This is a genomic window from Cellulomonas sp. GbtcB1 (assembly GCF_019091725.1).
Classification (GTDB): Bacteria; Actinomycetota; Actinomycetes; order Actinomycetales; family Cellulomonadaceae; genus Cellulomonas.
In genome coordinates this window covers 1-16856 of the sequence record NZ_JAGXJG010000038.1, presented here as the reverse complement: position 1 = coordinate 16856, position 16856 = coordinate 1, and the positions used below count along the sequence as shown (strand labels likewise).

The following is a 16856-nucleotide window of genomic DNA, read 5'->3' as shown; positions in this document are numbered from 1 at the left end:
CGGCCCGCCACCCCGGTGTCTTGAGCAGATCGGGTGACATCGTGACCCGGCCGTGACCCGGTTGTCACGGGTGCCTCCGCCCCGGTGCCGCCCCGGCGGCCCACGAGGTCAGTGCCGGGGACCGAGCGCGACGACGCCCTCGGGTAGCGGCGGCAGGCCCGCGACCGTGCACAGCAGCGTGCCCCAGGCGCGCAGGTGCGGGGCCAGGTCCTCGTCGCCGGCCGTCCAGGAGGCGCGCAGCTCGAGCTCGCAGAGCTCCGGGCGCTCGTCCAGGGCGCCGAACGACTGCGACAGCACCCGGGTCACCGTGCCGCCGGCCGCGCGGGCGTCGACGCCGGCGGACGCGAGGGCGTCGGAGAACCAGCTCCACGCGACCTCGGCCAGCAGCGGGTCCTGGCCGACCTCCGGCTCGAGCGTCGCGCGCACCAGGGTCGCGAGCCGGAACGCGCCGTCCCAGGCCTCCTGGCCCGCGGGGTCGTGCAGGACGACGAACCGGCCGGACGCCAGCTCCTCGGCGTCGGGGTCGCGGCGGCCGCTGCGGACGTCGGCGACGAGGGCCGCGGTGTACGGGGCGATGCGCGCGGGCCCGGGCGCCTCCTCGAGGGAGACCTCGGGCCGCAGGGTGACGCCCCGCAGCGACCGCAGGGCGCGCAGGAACTCCGGTGGCGCGTCGCGGGGGCCGGTGCTCACAGCGCCGAGCGTAGGGGCGTCGCTCTCGACCTGCGGTCGCGGCACGCCGGGCGGCGACGCCCCGGACTAGGGTGAACCTGCCCTGGCACCCCCTCGAAGGAGCACCCGCGCATGTCTGCACCCGCCGCACAGATCGGCGTCACCGGCCTCGCCGTCATGGGCCGGAACCTCGCCCGCAACCTGGCCCGGCACGGCTACACGGTCGCGGTGCACAACCGCTCGCAGGCGAAGACCGACTCGCTGATCGCCGACCACGGCGACGAGGGCACCTTCGTGCCGTCGGTGACCACCGAGGAGTTCGTGGCGTCGCTGGAGCGGCCGCGCAAGGTCATCATCATGGTCAAGGCCGGCGGCCCGACCGACGCGGTCATCGACGAGCTGGTGCCGCTCCTCGACGAGGGCGACATCGTCATCGACGCGGGCAACGCGCACTTCCCGGACACCCGCCGCCGCGAGGCCGCGCTGCGGGAGAAGGGGCTGCACTTCGTCGGCACCGGCGTGTCCGGCGGCGAGGAGGGCGCGCTCAACGGCCCGTCGATCATGCCGGGCGGCTCCCGCGAGTCGTACGCGGTGCTGGGCCCGATCCTGGAGGACATCTCGGCCAAGGTCGACGGGACCCCGTGCTGCACCTACGTCGGCCCCGACGGCGCCGGCCACTTCGTCAAGATGGTGCACAACGGCATCGAGTACGCCGACATGCAGCTGATCGCCGAGGCGTACGACCTGCTCAAGCAGGGCCTGGGCGCGTCCGCGGCCGAGATCGCCGACATCTTCCGGACGTGGAACGAGGGCGACCTCGAGTCCTTCCTCATCGAGATCACCGCCGAGGTGCTGTCGCAGGTCGACGCCGAGACCGGGTCCGCCTTCGTGGACGTCGTGCTCGACCAGGCGGAGCAGAAGGGCACCGGCCGCTGGACGGTGCAGAACGGCCTGGACCTGGGCGTGCCGATCACCGGCATCGCGGAGGCCACGTTCGCCCGCGCGCTGTCCGGCTCCGTCCCGCAGCGCACCGCCGCCCGCGGCACGCTCCCCGCGCACGCCGGCGCGTTCGAGGTCGCGGACCGCGACGCGTTCATCGAGGACGTCCGCCTGGCGCTGTACGCGTCCAAGGTCGTCGCGTACTCGCAGGGCTTCGACCAGATCGCCGCCGCCTCGGCAGAGAACGGCTGGGACATCGACCGCGGTGCCATGGCGCGCATCTGGCGCGGCGGCTGCATCATCCGCGCCCGGTTCCTCAACCGGATCACCGAGGCGTACGAGCGCGACGCGGACCTCCCGCTGCTGCTCGCCGACGAGTACTTCACCGGCGCGGTGGGCAACGGCGTCCCCGCGTGGCGCCGGGTCGTGGCCCAGGCCGCGCTGGCCGGCGTGCCGACGCCGGCGTTCTCCTCCTCGCTGTCGTACTACGACGGCGTGCGGGCGGAGCGGCTGCCGGCGGCGCTGATCCAGGCGCAGCGCGACTTCTTCGGCGCGCACACCTACAAGCGCGTCGACAAGGACGGCACGTTCCACACCGAGTGGTCCGGCGACCGCGCCGAGCACGAGGCGTGAGCGCGGCGCACACGGCGCCGGGCACGGAAGGGCTGCGCGACCTGCAGCCCGTCATGCTCGGCGCCGACATCGGCGTGTACGCGCTCGCGCGGGCGTTCCACGAGGCGTACGGCGTCCGGTCGATCGTGGTCAGCGGGGCGGCTCTCGGGCCGGTCGCCGACTCGCGGATCGTCGACAACCGGCTCGTCGCGGACGGGCACGACCCGCGCCAGCTGGTCGACGCCGTGCTGGAGGTGGCCCGGGAGCACGGCGGCAAGCGGCTGGTGCTGCTCGCCAACTCGGACTGGCTGGTCCGGGTGGTCGTGCAGCACCGCGCCGAGCTCGAGCCGCACTACGTCGTGCCGTTCCTCGACGAGGACCTGATGGACCGGCTGTCGGACAAGGCGACCTTCGCCGAGATCGCCACCGACCTCGGCCTCGCCGTCCCGCGGACGATCGTCCAGGACTTCGCCCTCGCGGACGACCCGGCCTGGGCGCCGGTCCCCGTGGACGTCGGCTACCCGCTGATCGCCAAGGCGGCCAGCAGCGCCGACTACCAGGAGGTCGAGTTCCCGGGGAAGAAGAAGGTCTTCGAGATCGCCTCGGCCGACGAGCTCGACGCGCTGTGGGCGTCGCTGAAGGGCGCCGGGTTCCGCGGGCGGTTCGTCGTCCAGGAGCTCGTGCCGGGCGACGACACCCAGATGCGGTCGATCACCGCGTACGTCGACTCCCGCGGCTCGATCACCCTGCTCGCGTCCGCGCACGTGCTGCTCGAGGAGCACACCCCGTCCGGCCTGGGGAACCCGGCCGCGATGGTCGTGACCCGGGAGCAGGGCATGCTCGACCAGGCGGCCGCGTTCCTGCGCGGCGTCGGCTACGTCGGGTTCGCGAACTTCGACGTCAAGGTCGACCCGCGCGACGGGTCGTTCCGGTTCTTCGAGGTCAACCCGCGCATCGGCCGGAACAACTACTACGTGACGGCCGCCGGGGCGAACGTCGCGCGGTTCCTGGTCGAGGACCGGGTGCTGGACCGGGCGGTCGAGCCGGTCGTGGTGGACACCGAGGTGCTGTACTCGATCCTGCCGCACCGGCTGCTGCTGAAGTACGTCCTGGACCCCGCCCTGGCCGGGAAGGTCCGCGGGCTGATCAGGGCCGGGCGGGTGGCGCACCCGCTGCGGTACCGGCGCGACGCCGGGCTGAAGCGGCGGTGGTACGTGCTCGCCGCCGGGCTGAACCAGGTGCGCAAGTTCCGGCGGTACTACCCGGAGCCGACGAGCACCGGGTTCTGACCCCGGCGCCCCCGCGCCACGACGCACGACGGCCGGCCCCCCCGAGGGGGCGCCGGCCGTCGTGCGTGCGGGCGTCGCGGTCCCGGGCTCAGCCGAGCTCGGACGTCCCCGAGTACAGGTGCAGCACCGGCACGTGCAGCTCCTCGCGGGCGCGGGACGCCCAGTCGCGGTGGAACGTGTCCTCCAGCGCGTGCGGGTAGGTCACGACGACCACCTCACGGGCGCCCTCGGACGCGACGGCGGCGCGCAGCGCGGGCAGCGGGTCGTCGTCGACGACCGTGCCGGACGCGCTCACGCCGGCCTCGGCGAACGCGGCCAGGCTGTCGGCGAGCTGCTCGGCCGCGTCGGCGGTCGCCTCGGTCGGCTCCGGCTCCCGGCCCAGGACGGTGTCGAGCGCCTCGCGGAGCTCGCCCATGCTCAGCTGGTCCACGAGGGACACGAGCACGTTGCGCTCGGTGTCGGCGGGGACGAGCACGCGGTACTGCAGCTGCTCGCCGTCGTGCAGCGAGACGATGTGCGCGACGTCGGCGGCGGCGAGGGTGTCCTCCGTGAGGACCAGGATCGTGTCGGTCACGGATCGACCCTAGCGGGCGTCGGCGCTGCTCACCCGGTCACGCGGCCGCGCGCCGCGGGGTCAGCCGGCCGCGCCGAGCACCCAGCGGCCGAGCAGCATCCCGTCGCTGTGCAGCAGGTGGGCCGGGCGGGCGGGCAGCGGGTCGAGCCACTCGGGCGCCTGCACCGCGCGGAGGCCCGGCCCGCCGACGAGCAGCGGGCTGGTCGTGAGGCAGAGCTCGTCCACCAGCCCGGCGCGCACCAGGTCGGTGAGCAGCCGCGGGCCGCCCTCGGCGAGCACCCGGGTCAGGCCGCGGTCGGCGAGCGCGGCGAGCGCCGCGGCGAGGTCGACGTCGTGGTCGCCGGCCACCAGGACCCGGTCGCCCCCCAGCTCCGCGCGCAGCTCGGCGAGCCGCGGGTTCGAGCCGACGGTCACGACGTACGGCGGCCGGTCGGTGCCCCGCAGGCCCTCGGGCAGCTCGCCGGACGCCGTGACCAGGGCGAGCTCCAGGTCGGGCGCCTGGCCGCGGGCGGCGCGGGCGGCCCGCAGGTCGGCCGGCATCGCGAGCGGCGTGTAGTGCTCGGCCCGGGCCGTCCCGGCACCGACCAGCACCACGTCGGCCACCGCGCGCATCACCCGGAACACCCGCCAGTCCGCCGGGCCGTTGATGCTGCGGGACCGGCCGTCGGGGCCCTGGGCCGAGCCGTCGACTGTGGCGATCATGTTCGCCCGCACGGCCGCGGGGCGGCCGGGCGCGGGGGCCGGGTGCGCGTACAGGTCGTGCAGCGCGGGCTCGCCGGCCTCGGGGGCCAGGGTCGCGCCGGCGCGGTCGAGGGGCAGCAGCACGTCCAGGGGCGGGAGCTCGCGGGGCATGGCGGTCAGGCTAGTCGTAGGCTGTGCGGCCGTGAGCCCCAGCCCCGCCACGCCGACGACGGCCAGCCTGACCTCCCGGCGCCCCGACGTCGGCCGCGACCGCCTGCTGGCGGAGCGCGTCCCACCGCCGCACTTCGCCGGCGAGTCCTTCGACACCTACCGGCCCGACCCGGAGTACCCGAGCCAGGCCGCGGCCGTGGCCCGGCTGCGCGAGGTCGCCGCGACGCTGACCGGCGCGGGCGGCTCCGGCGGCCTGCTGAGCCGGCTGCGGCGCAAGCCCGCCGCGGTGCCCGCGGTGTACCTCGACGGCGGGTTCGGCGTCGGCAAGACCCACCTCCTGGCGTCGCTCGCCGCGGCCGTGGGGCCGGAGGCCGCCGCGTACGGCACGTTCGTCGAGTGGACCAACCTGGTCGGCGCCCTCGGGTTCCGGCCGACGGTCGACGCGCTGGCCACCCGGAAGCTCGTCTGCATCGACGAGTTCGAGCTGGACGACCCCGGCGACACCGTGCTGATGTCCCGGCTGCTGCGCGAGCTCACCGACCGGGGCGTCGCGCTCGCGGCCACGTCGAACACCCTGCCCGAGTCGCTCGGCGAGGGCCGGTTCGCGGCCGACGACTTCCTCCGGGAGATCCAGGACCTGTCCGACCGGTTCGAGGTGCTGCGGATCGACGGGCAGGACTACCGGCGGCGCGAGGCGGTCACCGACGCGCCCGGCCTGGACGACGACGCCGTGCGGGCCGCGGCCGCGGGGGTGCCGGGCGCGACGCTGGACGACTTCGGCGACCTGCTGGGGCACCTGTCGACCGTGCACGCGTCGCGGTACGGGGCCCTGCTGGACGGGGTCGAGCTCGTCGGGCTGACCGGGGTCGGGCCGGTGCCGGACCAGGACGTCGCGCTGCGGCTGGTGTCCCTGGTCGACCGGCTGTACGACCGGGACGTGCCCGTGCTGCTCGGCGGCGCGGGGGAGTCCGTGCTGTTCACCGAGCAGATGCTGGCCGGCGGGTACCGGAAGAAGTACTACCGCGCGTTGTCCCGCCTGGGCGCGCTGGCCGAGCGGGGACGCCAGGAGGCGGCGGTCCGCGGCTGACCGCCCAGGGTCATGGGCTGGAAACGGGTGGAGTGTTCTGCCCGACACGCACCGGCGTGTCGGGCAGAACGCTCCACCCGAGGGAGGGCCCGAGGGGTCAGGGGGCCAGGACGGCCACCGAGCGGGGGCCCAGGAGCAGCTGGGTGCCCTCGCCGTCAGCCGCCGGGACGATCCGGGCCGTGGCCCAGGACGCCAGCACCCGCAGGTCCCCCTCCGACGCCAGCGGCACCGTGCGCTCCCCGTCGGCCAGGTTCACCACCACGCGGGCGTCGCCGCGGTGCAGCACGAGCCAGTCGGCCCACGCGCCGTCGACCGGCTCGGCGCCCTCGGCCCAGGTCAGGTCCGTCCGCGTGCGGTCGCCCGACGCCAGGTCCGGCACCTCGCGGCGCAGCCGCGCGAGCGTCCGGTACCAGTCGAGCATCCGCTCGCCGCCGGGCAGCGTCGGCTCGTCCCAGTCGAGCCGGCCCGCCTCGAACGTCGCCGGCGCCTGCGGGTCCGGCACCTCGAAGGTGTCCTCGTCCGCCCCGTACATCTCCGCCCAGCCGTGGCCGCCGAACTCCCGCGACCGCCCCTCGCGGACCGCCTGGGCGAGCTCGGGCTCGGGGTGGTCGGTGACGTACATCCACGGCGTGCGGGCGCCCCACTCCTCGCCCATGAACAGCATCGGCGTGAACGGCGAGAGCAGCACCAGCGCGGCGGACGCGGCCAGCGCCCCGTCGTCGAGCGCGTCCGACGGGCGGTCGCCCAGCGCGCGGTTGCCGACCTGGTCGTGGTCGGACCCGAACACCACGAACCGGTGCCCGTCGACGTCCGGCGGCACCGGCGCGCCCCAGTCCTCGCCGCGGAACGTCGAGTACCCGCCGTCGTGCACGAACACGTCCCGGTACGCCTTGCGCAGCGTCTCGGGCGAGCCGAAGTCGACGTAGTACCCGTGCCGCTCGCCGGTCAGCAGGGCGTGCAGCGCGTGGTGCACGTCGTCCGCCCACTGCGCGGTCATGCCCCAGCCGCCCTCGGCGGTCGGCGTCACGGACACCGGGTCGTTGAGGTCGACCTCGGCGATCAGCGACAGCGGCCGGCCGACCTCGGCCGCCAGGGCCGCGACCTCGTCGGACAGCTGCGCGAGCACGTGCCGGGGGGAGTCGTCGACCAGCGCGTGCACCGCGTCCAGCCGGAGGGCGTCGACGTGGAAGTCCCGGAGCCAGCGCAGGGCGCTGTCCACGATCCACCGGCGCACCTCGGCCGCGCCGTCGCCGTCCAGGTTGATGGCGGCGCCCCACGGCGTGTGGTGCGCGTCGGTGAAGTACGGCCCGAACTCGCCCAGGTAGTTGCCGGACGGGCCCAGGTGGTTGTGCACGACGTCCAGGCAGACGGCCAGGCCGGCGGCGTGCGCGGCGTCCACGAACCGCTGCAGGGCGGCCGGGCCGCCGTACGGCTCGTGCACGCCGTACAGGCTCACGCCGTCGTAGCCCCAGCCGCGCTCGCCGTTGAACGGCGCGACCGGCAGCAGCTCGACGACCTCCACCCCGGTGGCGACGAGGTGGTCGAGGCGCGCCGCGGCGGCGTCCAGCGTGCCCTCGGGCGTGAAGGTGCCGACGTGCAGCTCGTAGACGACCGCGCCGCGCACGTCGCGCCCGGCCCAGCTGTCGTCCGACCACGCGTGCCGGGACGCGTCGAACACCCGGCTCGGCCCGTGCACGCCCGCGGGAGCCCAGGGGCCGCGCGGGTCGGGCCGCGGGTCGCCGCCGTCGAGCACGAACGCGTAGTCGGTGCCGTGCGGCAGGTCGCGGTCGGTCGTCCACCAGCCGTCGCCGGCGGGGGTGAGCGGCACGGTCTCCGCCCCGGCGTCGTCCGCCGCGGGCAGGTGCAGGGCGACGGTGGTGGCGTCGGGCGCCCACACCTCGCCCGGGCGCACGGTGCGGACGGGGGTCTCGGTCACGCGTCGGTCCTCCTCACGAGCAGGGCGACCGGCAGCCGGTCGAGCAGGTCGGCCAGCGGCTGCACGCCGCCGTCGACGGGGCGGTCGGCCAGGACGTCGTGCCAGTCGCCCTCGGGCAGGGCGACGGTGTGCTCGCCCCAGCCGCCGAGCCGGTCGACCATCGCGGCGAGCCGGGTGGCGACCACGGCCACCCGCGGCTCGCCGTCGGCGGTACGCGCGTAGGTGAGCACGTGCCCGGACGAGTGCGGCAGCGGCGTGATGCCGGCGCCGGGGCCGACGAACGCCTCGGGCACGTCGCGGCGGAGCCGCAGGGCGCGCGAGGTGACGAGCAGCTTCTCGTCCGCCAGGTCGCGCGGACCCGCGCCCTCGTCCAGCCGGGCCAGCCGGGCGGCGATCGCGTCGTGGTCGACGGGCCGGCGGTTGTCCGGGTCGACCAGCGCGACCGCGGGCACCTCGGTGCCCTGGTAGACGTCGGCCACGCCCGGCAGCGTGAGCTGGACGAGCTTCTGACCCAGGGTGGCCGCGCGCACGGCGTCGCGGGTGCGGTGCTCCCAGTCGGCGAGCAGCGCGCCGACGCGCTCGTCCGCCAGCGCCCGGGTGGCGACGCCGAGCACCGCGCGCTCGTACGCCTCGTCCGGGCTGGTCCACGACGTGCGGTCCTTGGCCTCGCGGACGGCCTTGGTCAGGTACTCGGTCAGCCGTTCGCCCGCGATCGGGCCGTCGGCGGTCCAGGTGCCTGCGAGGGTCTGCCAGAGCAGGTTCTCGGCGCGGCCGTCGAGCAGCGTGCTCCGGTAGGACGCCGTGGCCTCCCGCAGCCGCCCGACCAGCTCGGCCCACTCGACCGGCAGCTCGGACAGCACGCCCAGCCGGGCCCGGACGTCCTCGCTGCGCTTGGTGTCGTGCGTCGACAGCGTGGTCATGCCGAGCGGGGTCTGCTGCTGGGCGCGCACGGCCCAGGCGAGCAGCTCGGTGGGGGACAGGGCGAACCGCTCGGGCTCGCCGCCGACCTCCGTCAGCGACACCAGGTGCGTCCACCGGTAGAACGCCGTGTCCTCGACGCCCTTGGCCATCACGGCGCCGCAGGTCTGCTGGAACCGGACGACGAGCTCGTCGCGCTGCGGCTCCCGGGTGCGGCCGGCGCTGCCGACCTCGCGGCCGAGCAGGAGGTCGACCAGCACGTCCATGGTGGCGGCGCGCTCGGGGGACAGCCGGGCGCGGGCGGCGCGGGCCGCGTGCTCCAGCACCTCGACGTCGGCGGGGTGCGGGGTGCGGCCCGGCACGACGTAGGCCCGGTACCGGTCCATCGCGACCAGCAGCTCGACCAGGCAGTCGTGCAGCGACCGCCAGGTGTGGTCCCGGAGCCGCAGGTCGCCGCGGCACACCTCGGCGGCGAGCTCGGTGAGCCGGTACACCTCGGCGTACAGCGCGCGGTCCACGATCTGCCGCTTGGCGGTGTCGACCACCTCGGGCAGCGCGTCGGACGACTCGCCGGTCAGGCGGTGCATGAGCGCGCCGAGCCGGGCGCCGCCGCCCGGGTCGACGAACGCCTGCTGGATCCGCCACAGCGCCTCGTAGCCCGTGGTGCCGGCGGTGTCCCAGTCGGCGGGGAGCTCCTCGTCGCCCTGCAGGATCTTCTCGACCACGACCCAGGCGCCGCCCGACCGCTCGCGCAGCCGCTCGAGGTAGCCGCCGGGGTCGGCCAGGCCGTCCGGGTGGTCGATGCGCAGGCCGTCGAGCACGCCCTCGTCGAGCAGGCGCAGCACCAGGGCGTGCGTCGCGTCGAACACGGCCGGGTCCTCGACGCGGATCGCGGCGAGGGTGCCGACGTCGAAGAACCGCCGGTAGTTGAGCTCCTCGTCGGCGACCCGCCAGTACGCCAGCCGGTAGTGCTGCCGCTCCAGCAGCTCGGCCAGCGGCAGCGCCTCGGTGCCGGGGCGGACGGGGAAGGTGTGGTCGTAGTAGCGGAGCACGAGCTGCGGCTCGTCGCCCTGTCCGGGGACGACCTCGTGCTCCAGCCGGAGCTCGCCGGACGCGAGCACGGCACCGATCCGGTCGCCCAGCACCGGCATGAGCACGTCGCCCTCGCCCGCCGACCAGTCGACGTCGAACCACGACGCGTACGGCGACTCCGGGCCCTCGGCGAGCACGGACCACAGGGCGCGGTTGTGCCACGCCGGGGTCGGCACGGCCATGTGGTTGGGCACGATGTCGAGCACCAGGCCGAGGCCGGCCGCGTGCGCCCGGTCGGCCAGCCGGCGCAGGGCCGGCTCGCCGCCGAGGACGGGGGAGACCTCGTCGTGGTCGACGACGTCGTAGCCGTGCGTCGAGCCGGGCGCCGCGGTGAGGATCGGCGACAGGTACACGTGCGTGACGCCGAGGTCGGCCAGGTACGGCACCAGGTCGGCGGCGTCGTCGAGCGTCAGGTCGGCCCCGAGCTGGAGCCGGTAGGTCGACGTGGGGACGGGGCGGCCCGGCGCGGGGAGGCGCCGGGTCGGCGTGCGGGGCTCGGTCCCGCGCTCGACGGTCACTTGCCCCGCTTCCGGTCGGCGGCGCCGTCGGCGTCGGCGGGCGCGGCCGCGGGCGCGCCGGAGGGCGTGCCCGGGGTGCCGGGCAGCCCGGTCGGCGCGGGCGGCTCGGCCCCGGTCGGCAGCGACGTGACCGCCGGCGCCTGCGTGATCGGGTCGACCTGCTGGACCGGCGGGCGCGACAGCACGACGGTCGAGCGGTGCGCGAGCTCGAGGGTGGTCGAGTGCGCGATCTCGTCGCCCGGCTCGAGCTGGTGGTCGCTGTCGAGCGCGACCGTCCACGTCTCGCCGTACTCGGCGTCCGGGAGCGTGAACTGCACCGGCTCCGGCTGGGCGTTGAACAGCACCAGGAACGAGTCGTCGACGATCTCCTCGCCCCGCAGGTCCGGCTCGGCGATCGCGTCGCCGTTGAGGAACACCATGACGGCGCGCGCGAACTCCTCCTGCCACTGCGCGTCGGACATGTGGGTGCCTGCGGGGGACAGCCAGGCGATGTCGCGCAGGTCGGACTCGCCGCCGCGCTCCGGGGCGCCGGCGAAGAACCGGCGGCGGCGGAACACCGGGTGGTCCTTGCGCAGGTGCACGACCTTCCTGGCGTACTCGAGCAGCTCCGTGTCGTGCTCGTCGAGGTCCCAGTTCTGCCACGACAGCTCGTCGTCCTGGCAGTAGACGTTGTTGTTGCCCTGCTGGGTGCGGCCCATCTCGTCGCCGTGCAGGATCATCGGCACGCCCTGGGACAGCAGCAGCGTGGTGAGGAAGTTGCGGCGCTGCCGGCCGCGCAGGTCCAGCACCTCCGCGTCGTCCGTCGGGCCCTCGACGCCGCAGTTCCAGGACCGGTTGTGGCTCTCGCCGTCCCGGTTGTCCTCGCCGTTCGCCTCGTTGTGCTTCTCGTTGTAGGCCGTCAGGTCGGCGAGCGTGAAGCCGTCGTGGGCGGTCACGAAGTTGACGCTCGCGATGGGCCGGCGACCGGTGTGCTCGTACAGGTCCGAGGACCCGGACAGCCGGCTGGCGAACTCCGCCAGCGTCGACGGCTCGCCGCGCCAGAAGTCCCGCACGGTGTCCCGGTACTGGCCGTTCCACTCCGACCACAGGGGCGGGAACCCGCCGACCTGGTAGCCGCCGTCGCCGAGGTCCCACGGCTCCGCGATGAGCTTGACCTGGGAGATGATCGGGTCCTGCTGCACGATGTCGAAGAACGCGCTCAGCCGGTCGACCTCGTGGAACTGCCGGGCCAGCGTCGCCGCGAGGTCGAACCGGAACCCGTCGACGTGCATGTCCTGCACCCAGTAGCGCAGCGAGTCCATGATCAGCTGGAGCACGTGCGGGGACCGCATGAGCAGCGAGTTCCCGGTGCCCGTGGTGTCGAAGTAGTGCGCCTGGTCGTCGTCGACGAGCCGGTAGTACGAGGCGTTGTCGATGCCGCGGAACGACAGGGTCGGGCCCAGGTGGTTGCCCTCGGCGGTGTGGTTGTAGACCACGTCGAGGATGACCTCGATGTCCGCGGCGTGCAGCGCCTTGACCATCGCCTTGAACTCCTGCACCTGCTGACCGGTGCTGCCGAACGCGGCGTAGGCGTTGTGCGGCGCGAAGAAGCCGATCGTGTTGTAGCCCCAGTAGTTCGACAGCCCGCGGTCCTGCAGCGACGGGTCGTTGACGAACTGGTGCACCGGCATGAGCTCGACGGCCGTCACGCCCAGGTTGGTCAGGTGCTCGATGACCGCGGGGTGCGCCAGGGCGGAGTAGGTGCCGCGCATCTCCTCGGGCACCGCCGGGTGCAGCCGGGTCAGGCCCTTGACGTGCGCCTCGTAGATGACCGAGTCGTGGTACTCGTGCTGCGGCGGCCGGTCGTGGCCCCAGTCGAAGTACGGGTTCACGACCACCGACGTCATCGTGTGGCCGGCGGAGTCCTCGGTGTTCCGCTCGTCCTCGGCGCCGAAGGTGTACGAGTACAGCGACGGGTCGTTGTCGATCTGCCCGTCGATGGCCTTGGCGTACGGGTCGAGCAGCAGCTTCGACGGGTCGCAGCGGTGGCCCTGCGCCGGGTCGTACGGGCCGTGCACCCGGTAGCCGTACCGGGTGCCGGGCTGGAGGGCGGGGACGTAGCCGTGCCAGACGAACGCGTCGACCTCGGGCAGGTCCACCCGCGTCTCGTTCCCCGCCTCGTCGAACAGGCAGAGCTCCACCCGCTCCGCGACCCCGGAGAACAGCGCGAAGTTGGTGCCGCTGCCGTCGTAGGTCGCGCCGAGCGGGTAGGGGCGTCCGGGCCAGATCCTCATGCGCGTCAGTCCTCCGGGGGCGGTGGGGGTCGGCGGCTGGTCGCCGCTCCTGGGCACAGCGTGCCAGGGGACCCCCCAGGTGCGCAGGACGAACGCCTCGCGCGCGGTCCGGCGGGCGCCGCCGGAGCCCGCGGCGGGACGGGCGCCGGGGCAGCGGCGGGGTCGGCACTGGGCCGAACGGGCGGCGCGACCCGGCAGTTCACCCCCGGCCGACCTCCCGTTCACCCCGACGGACTATCGCATATCGGGCAATTCGGACGCATGCTCGGACCCATGGCGGAACAGGACGACGCGCGGGTGGTCATCACCAACGCGGACATCGCGGCGGCGAAGCGCGACTGGCAGCTCGCCCGCAACCGCGGGGACCTCCCGGTCCGCGTCGACGCCGCCTACGACCTGTACCGCCGGCTCGTGTCCGCCCAGGCGCAGCAGATCGCCGACACGTTCCGCGCGACGGGGGCGCTGCGCTCCGACCAGGGCTGACCGCACCGCGGGGAGGGCGGCTGCGAGGGGGCCGCGAGGCGCGTGCGAGGAGCGGGGCGCCTGCTGGTGGGGTCCGCCGGCGACCGGCCGGCGGCCCGACCCGCGAGGGGGACCGCATGTCCACGACCACGCCCGCCACGCGCGCGGCCTCGGCCACGCCCGCGACGTCCGCGGCCACCGCGCCACCCGCCGACTCCGCCGAGCCCGCCGCCACCCGCCCCGGCGACCTGCTCGCGCCCGTCGGGCCCAGCCCCGCCGAGGTGGCGGACCGGGTGTTCGCCGCGAGCCTCGGCGCGCAGGAGCTCGCGGCGGTGCACGCGGGCGACCGGCTCGGCTGGTACCGCGCGCTCGCCCGGTCCGGGCCGTGCACCCCGGACGAGCTGGCGGCCCGGACCGCCAGCCACCCCCGCTACGCCCGCGAGTGGCTGGAGCACCAGGCGGCCGCCGGCTTCGTCGTGCCGGCGGCGGGTGGCGCGTTCGCGCTGACGCCGGGCGCCGCCGCGGTGCTCGCGGACGCCGACTCGCCGTCCTACCTGGCGCCGCTGGCCCGGATGCACGCCGCGAGCGTCCGCGTCTCGGACGAGCTGCACGCCGCGTACCGGGCGGGCGGGGGCGTCGCCTGGGAGCGGCTGGGCGCCGACGCGCGCGAGGCCCAGGCGGCGCTGAACCGGCCGTTCCTCCTGCACGGTCTCGCGGACGTCGTCGCGGAGCGGCTCCCGGACCTCGACGACCGGCTGCGTGGCGGTGCCCGGGTGGTCGACGTCGGCTGCGGCGAGGGCTGGTCGTCGATCGGCCTGGCGCTGGCCTACGAGGACGTGGAGGTGACGGGCGTCGACCTCGATCCGGCGTCGGTGGCGGTGGCCCGGCGGCACGCGGCCGCGCGGGGCGTCGAGGACCGGGTGCGGTTCGTCGCGGCGGACGCGGCGACGCTGGCGCGGCGCGGGGCCGCGGGCGGGTACGACGTCGGGCTGGCGTTCGAGTGCGTGCACGACCTCGCCGACCCGGTCGCGGTGCTCGCCGCGGTGCGGACGCTGGTCGCCGACGACGGCTGGGTGCTGGTCGCCGACGAGCGGGTGGCGGAGGAGTTCACGGCGCCGGCCGGGCCGCTCGACCGGTGGTACTACGGGTTCTCGCTCGGGGTCTGCCTCCCGGACGGGCTCTCGCACCCGGGCGGGGTCGGGACCGGGACGGTGATGCGCCCGGCGACGCTCGCCGGGTACGCGCGGGCGGCGGGGTTCGCGGCGACCGAGGTGCTGCCGGTCGAGCACGACCTGTTCCGGTTCTACCGGCTCCGGGGCTGACGTGCGGCGGCGCCGGCGGACGCCGGGCGGGCGGGGGTGTCCGGGGCCGCGGCGGTCCGGACCGCGGGCGCCGGGACGGTCCCGTCCCCGCCCGGCGGTGCGGCGTCGGCCCCGCGCGGCCCCGCGGCCAGCCGGTCGACCGCGGCCCCGAGGTCGTCGTCGGCGCCCGCGTCGACCAGCGTCGCGAGCCGCCGCGTGCCCAGGGCGGCCGCGAGCCCGGCCCGCGCGCCCGCGAGCGCGTCCGCCTCCACGCCGTAGGTCACCGGCAGGTCGGGGGCGGTCACGGCGCCGAGCAGCAGGGCGGACTCCTCGGGCCGGTCGAGCCGCAGCAGCAGGGGCACCGCGTTCCGCAGCGCCGTGAGCAGGTGCGTGCGGTCGCCCGCCGGGGCCCAGTCGCGCGCCAGCGCGAGCAGCTCCTCGAGCGCTCCCGCCGGGTCGGGGCGGCGCGCGACCGCGGCGACGGTGGCCGCGCGCGCGACGCCGCACAGGTACCGGTCGCCGACCGCCTCGGCGAGCTCCCGGGCGTCCGCGAGCGCCGCGACGGCGGCGGCGGGGTCGGTGCGCGCCAGCACCTCGCCGGTGGTGAAGGCGAGCCACGCGCGGTCGGACGGGGCGGCGGCCACGGGGTGCACGGCGCGGCGCAGCACCGCGAGGGCCGCGTCGGCCGCGAGCGGGCGGTCCCGGTACGCGGCGACCAGGGCCGGGTAGGTCAGGCCGATGACGCGGTAGTGCGGGTCGGCCGCGTGCTGCGCCTCCGCGGTGATCCGTCCCCCGAGGGCGACCGCGTCGTCGGTGCGACCCTCGACGAGAGCCAGGTCGGCGAGCACCTCGAGCGCGTGCAGCCGGTCGGCCACGTCCGTGGCCCCGGCCAGCGCGTGCTGCGCCCGGCGGCCCGCCCCGCCCCTGTGCCCCTGCACCAGGGCGCGGGCCGCGAGCGCCGCGAGGACGGCCGGGGCGTCCTCGCGCCCCGGGACGGGCCAGGCCAGCACGTCGGTGCGCAGGGTGTCCACCGCGTGCCGGTGCAGGGCGCGGGTCAGCCGCACCGCGAGGTCCGGGTCGTGCGTCGCGGCCCAGGCGTGGGCGACGCGCAGGTCGGGCAGCAGCGCCGTGAGCCGCGCCCGCGCCTCCGGCTCGCCGGGCCCGCGCAGGGCGCGGTCCGCGTCGCGGGCGACGTCGAGCAGCACGGCCGCGTGCCGGGCGCGCACCGCCTCCGGGGGCGGGCCGACGACCGCGCGCACCGTCTGGAGCATCCGGTACCGCGTCCGGCCGCGGGCGTCGTCCCGGACCAGCAGCGACGCCGCCGCCAGCTGCTCGGCCGTCCGTGCCGGGACGTCCAGCACCCGCGCGGCGAGGTCGGGCGGGCACGCGGTGGCGAACACCGGCCAGCCGTCCAGCGCCGTGCGCGCGTCCCGGGCGAGCAGCTCCCGGGACCAGCCCACCAGTGCCGCGAGCGACCGGTGCCGCGCCGGGGCGTCGCGGCGCGGCTGCACGAGGGAGTCCAGCCGGGCGTCGAGGAGGTCGGCGAGGTCCGCGACGCTCAGCGTCGCGGTGCGGGCGGCGGCCATCTCGACGGCGAGCGGCAGCCCGTCGAGGCGGGCGACGACCCGGGCCACCGGGTCGGGAGCGCCGCGGGGGAGGTCGGTCGCGCCGGGCTGCGGTTCGGTCGCGCGCCCGGACGCGGCCCGGGCGCGGTCCCGGAACAGCCGCGCGGCCGGGGACGCGGGTCCGTCCGCGCCCAGCGGCTCGACGAGCAGCACGTGCTCGCCTGCGACCCCCAGCGGCGTGCGGCTCGTGGCGAGCACCCGGAGCGGGCCGGGCTCGGACAGCAGCAGGTCCACGCACTCGGCGACCGCCCCGGCGACGTGCTCGCAGTTGTCGAGCACCAGGACCGTCGCGCGGGTCCCCGCGGCGGCGAGCACCTGGGCCGGCGGGACGGCGGGGTCCGCGTCCAGGCCCTGCGCGATCGCGGCCGGCACCGCGGCGGGGTCGCGCACCGCCGCGAGCTCGACGAACCGCGGGACCAGCGGGTCCGGCACCCGCGCCGCCGACTCCAGGGCGAGGCGCGTCTTGCCGACGCCGCCGGGACCGACGAACGTGACCAGCGCGCTCTGCGCGAGGAGCGCGCGGGCCGCGCGCAGCTCGGCCTCCCGCCCGACGAACGAGGTCCGCGGGCGGGGGAGCGGCGGGGCGGGCGGGCCGTCGCCGCGCGTGCGGACCCGGTTGCCGTCCGGGTCGGCGGGGCGCGCCGACGGCGCTCCGGCGGCCGCGCGCCCTCCGGCCCTGGGACTGCATCTCCAGCACCGCGCGTGGCGC

The 16856-nt window shown here is 76.3% G+C and carries 12 protein-coding genes; 5 read left to right on the top strand and 7 right to left on the bottom strand.

Annotation, left to right across the window (positions count from 1 at the left end; translation table 11 throughout):
- Window positions 1–108 precede the first annotated feature (108 nt).
- A complete protein-coding gene (locus tag KVT14_RS13690) occupies window positions 109–690 on the bottom strand; it encodes a DUF3000 domain-containing protein (protein ID WP_217616174.1) in 582 nt (193 codons plus the stop codon).
- A gap of 111 nt (window positions 691–801) precedes the next feature.
- Here KVT14_RS13690 and gndA point away from each other — a divergent pair, with 111 nt between their 5' ends.
- Both gndA and KVT14_RS13680 read left to right on the top strand, forming a co-directional pair.
- A complete protein-coding gene (gene gndA / locus KVT14_RS13685; RefSeq protein WP_217616173.1) occupies window positions 802–2241 on the top strand; it encodes an NADP-dependent phosphogluconate dehydrogenase in 1440 nt (479 codons plus the stop codon).
- Window positions 2238–3509: a hypothetical protein gene (locus KVT14_RS13680; protein ID WP_308161072.1), complete on the top strand. Its 1272-nt coding sequence runs from the start codon at window positions 2238–2240 to the stop codon at window positions 3507–3509. Before gndA ends, KVT14_RS13680 begins: the two co-directional genes overlap by 4 nt.
- Before the next feature lie 88 nt (window positions 3510–3597).
- Here the strand turns inward: KVT14_RS13680 and KVT14_RS13675 are convergent, their stop codons facing one another.
- Together KVT14_RS13675 and KVT14_RS13670 are read right to left on the bottom strand one after the other, a co-directional pair.
- The gene (locus tag KVT14_RS13675) at window positions 3598–4083 is read right to left on the bottom strand and encodes a hypothetical protein (RefSeq protein ID WP_217616172.1); all 486 of its coding nucleotides are present in this window, start codon (window positions 4081–4083) and stop codon (window positions 3598–3600) included.
- Between the two features lie 60 nt (window positions 4084–4143).
- Entirely contained in the window at window positions 4144–4935 is a 792-nt protein-coding gene (locus KVT14_RS13670; RefSeq protein WP_217616171.1) for a dihydrofolate reductase family protein, read from the bottom strand.
- A 31-nt stretch (window positions 4936–4966) separates the two neighbouring features.
- Here KVT14_RS13670 and zapE point away from each other — a divergent pair, with 31 nt between their 5' ends.
- A complete protein-coding gene (zapE, locus tag KVT14_RS13665; protein WP_308161071.1) occupies window positions 4967–6022 on the top strand; it encodes a cell division protein ZapE in 1056 nt (351 codons plus the stop codon).
- A gap of 97 nt (window positions 6023–6119) precedes the next feature.
- Here the strand turns inward: zapE and treZ are convergent, their stop codons facing one another.
- Genes treZ through glgX form a run of 3 tightly spaced genes read right to left on the bottom strand, consistent with a single transcriptional unit; the run spans window position 6120 to window position 12759 of the window.
- Entirely contained in the window at window positions 6120–7958 is a 1839-nt protein-coding gene (treZ, locus tag KVT14_RS13660) for a malto-oligosyltrehalose trehalohydrolase (RefSeq protein WP_308161070.1), read from the bottom strand.
- Window positions 7955–10486: a malto-oligosyltrehalose synthase gene (treY, locus tag KVT14_RS13655; RefSeq protein WP_217616169.1), complete on the bottom strand. Its 2532-nt coding sequence runs from the start codon at window positions 10484–10486 to the stop codon at window positions 7955–7957. The genes treZ and treY overlap by 4 nt, the downstream gene beginning before the upstream one ends.
- Complete coding sequence (gene glgX, locus KVT14_RS13650; protein WP_217616168.1) at window positions 10483–12759, bottom strand: glycogen debranching protein GlgX; 2277 nt, start codon at window positions 12757–12759, stop codon at window positions 10483–10485. The genes treY and glgX overlap by 4 nt, the downstream gene beginning before the upstream one ends.
- Before the next feature lie 273 nt (window positions 12760–13032).
- Between glgX and KVT14_RS13645 the strand changes: the two genes are divergently transcribed.
- Together KVT14_RS13645 and KVT14_RS13640 are read left to right on the top strand one after the other, a co-directional pair.
- Window positions 13033–13242, top strand: a complete 210-nt coding sequence (locus KVT14_RS13645; protein WP_147796510.1) for a hypothetical protein — start codon at window positions 13033–13035, stop codon at window positions 13240–13242.
- A 116-nt stretch (window positions 13243–13358) separates the two neighbouring features.
- Complete coding sequence (locus KVT14_RS13640; protein WP_217616167.1) at window positions 13359–14543, top strand: bifunctional 2-polyprenyl-6-hydroxyphenol methylase/3-demethylubiquinol 3-O-methyltransferase UbiG; 1185 nt, start codon at window positions 13359–13361, stop codon at window positions 14541–14543.
- On the opposite strand, the gene KVT14_RS13635 is transcribed toward KVT14_RS13640, so the two are convergent.
- Window positions 14525–16856: hypothetical protein (locus tag KVT14_RS13635; protein ID WP_217616166.1), on the bottom strand; the 2332-nt coding region annotated here is incomplete at its 5' end. The genes KVT14_RS13640 and KVT14_RS13635 overlap by 19 nt on opposite strands.

Excerpts from the sequence above, each read along its gene's own strand:
- KVT14_RS13645 (WP_147796510.1), top strand. The coding sequence starts at position 13,033 with ATGGCGGAACAGGACGACGCGCGGGTGGTCATCACCAACGCGGACATC.
- glgX (WP_217616168.1), bottom strand. The coding sequence starts at position 12,759 with ATGAGGATCTGGCCCGGACGCCCCTACCCGCTCGGCGCGACCTACGAC.
- KVT14_RS13640 (WP_217616167.1), top strand. The coding sequence starts at position 13,359 with ATGTCCACGACCACGCCCGCCACGCGCGCGGCCTCGGCCACGCCCGCG.
- KVT14_RS13670 (WP_217616171.1), bottom strand. The coding sequence starts at position 4,935 with ATGCCCCGCGAGCTCCCGCCCCTGGACGTGCTGCTGCCCCTCGACCGC.
- gndA (WP_217616173.1), top strand. The coding sequence starts at position 802 with ATGTCTGCACCCGCCGCACAGATCGGCGTCACCGGCCTCGCCGTCATG.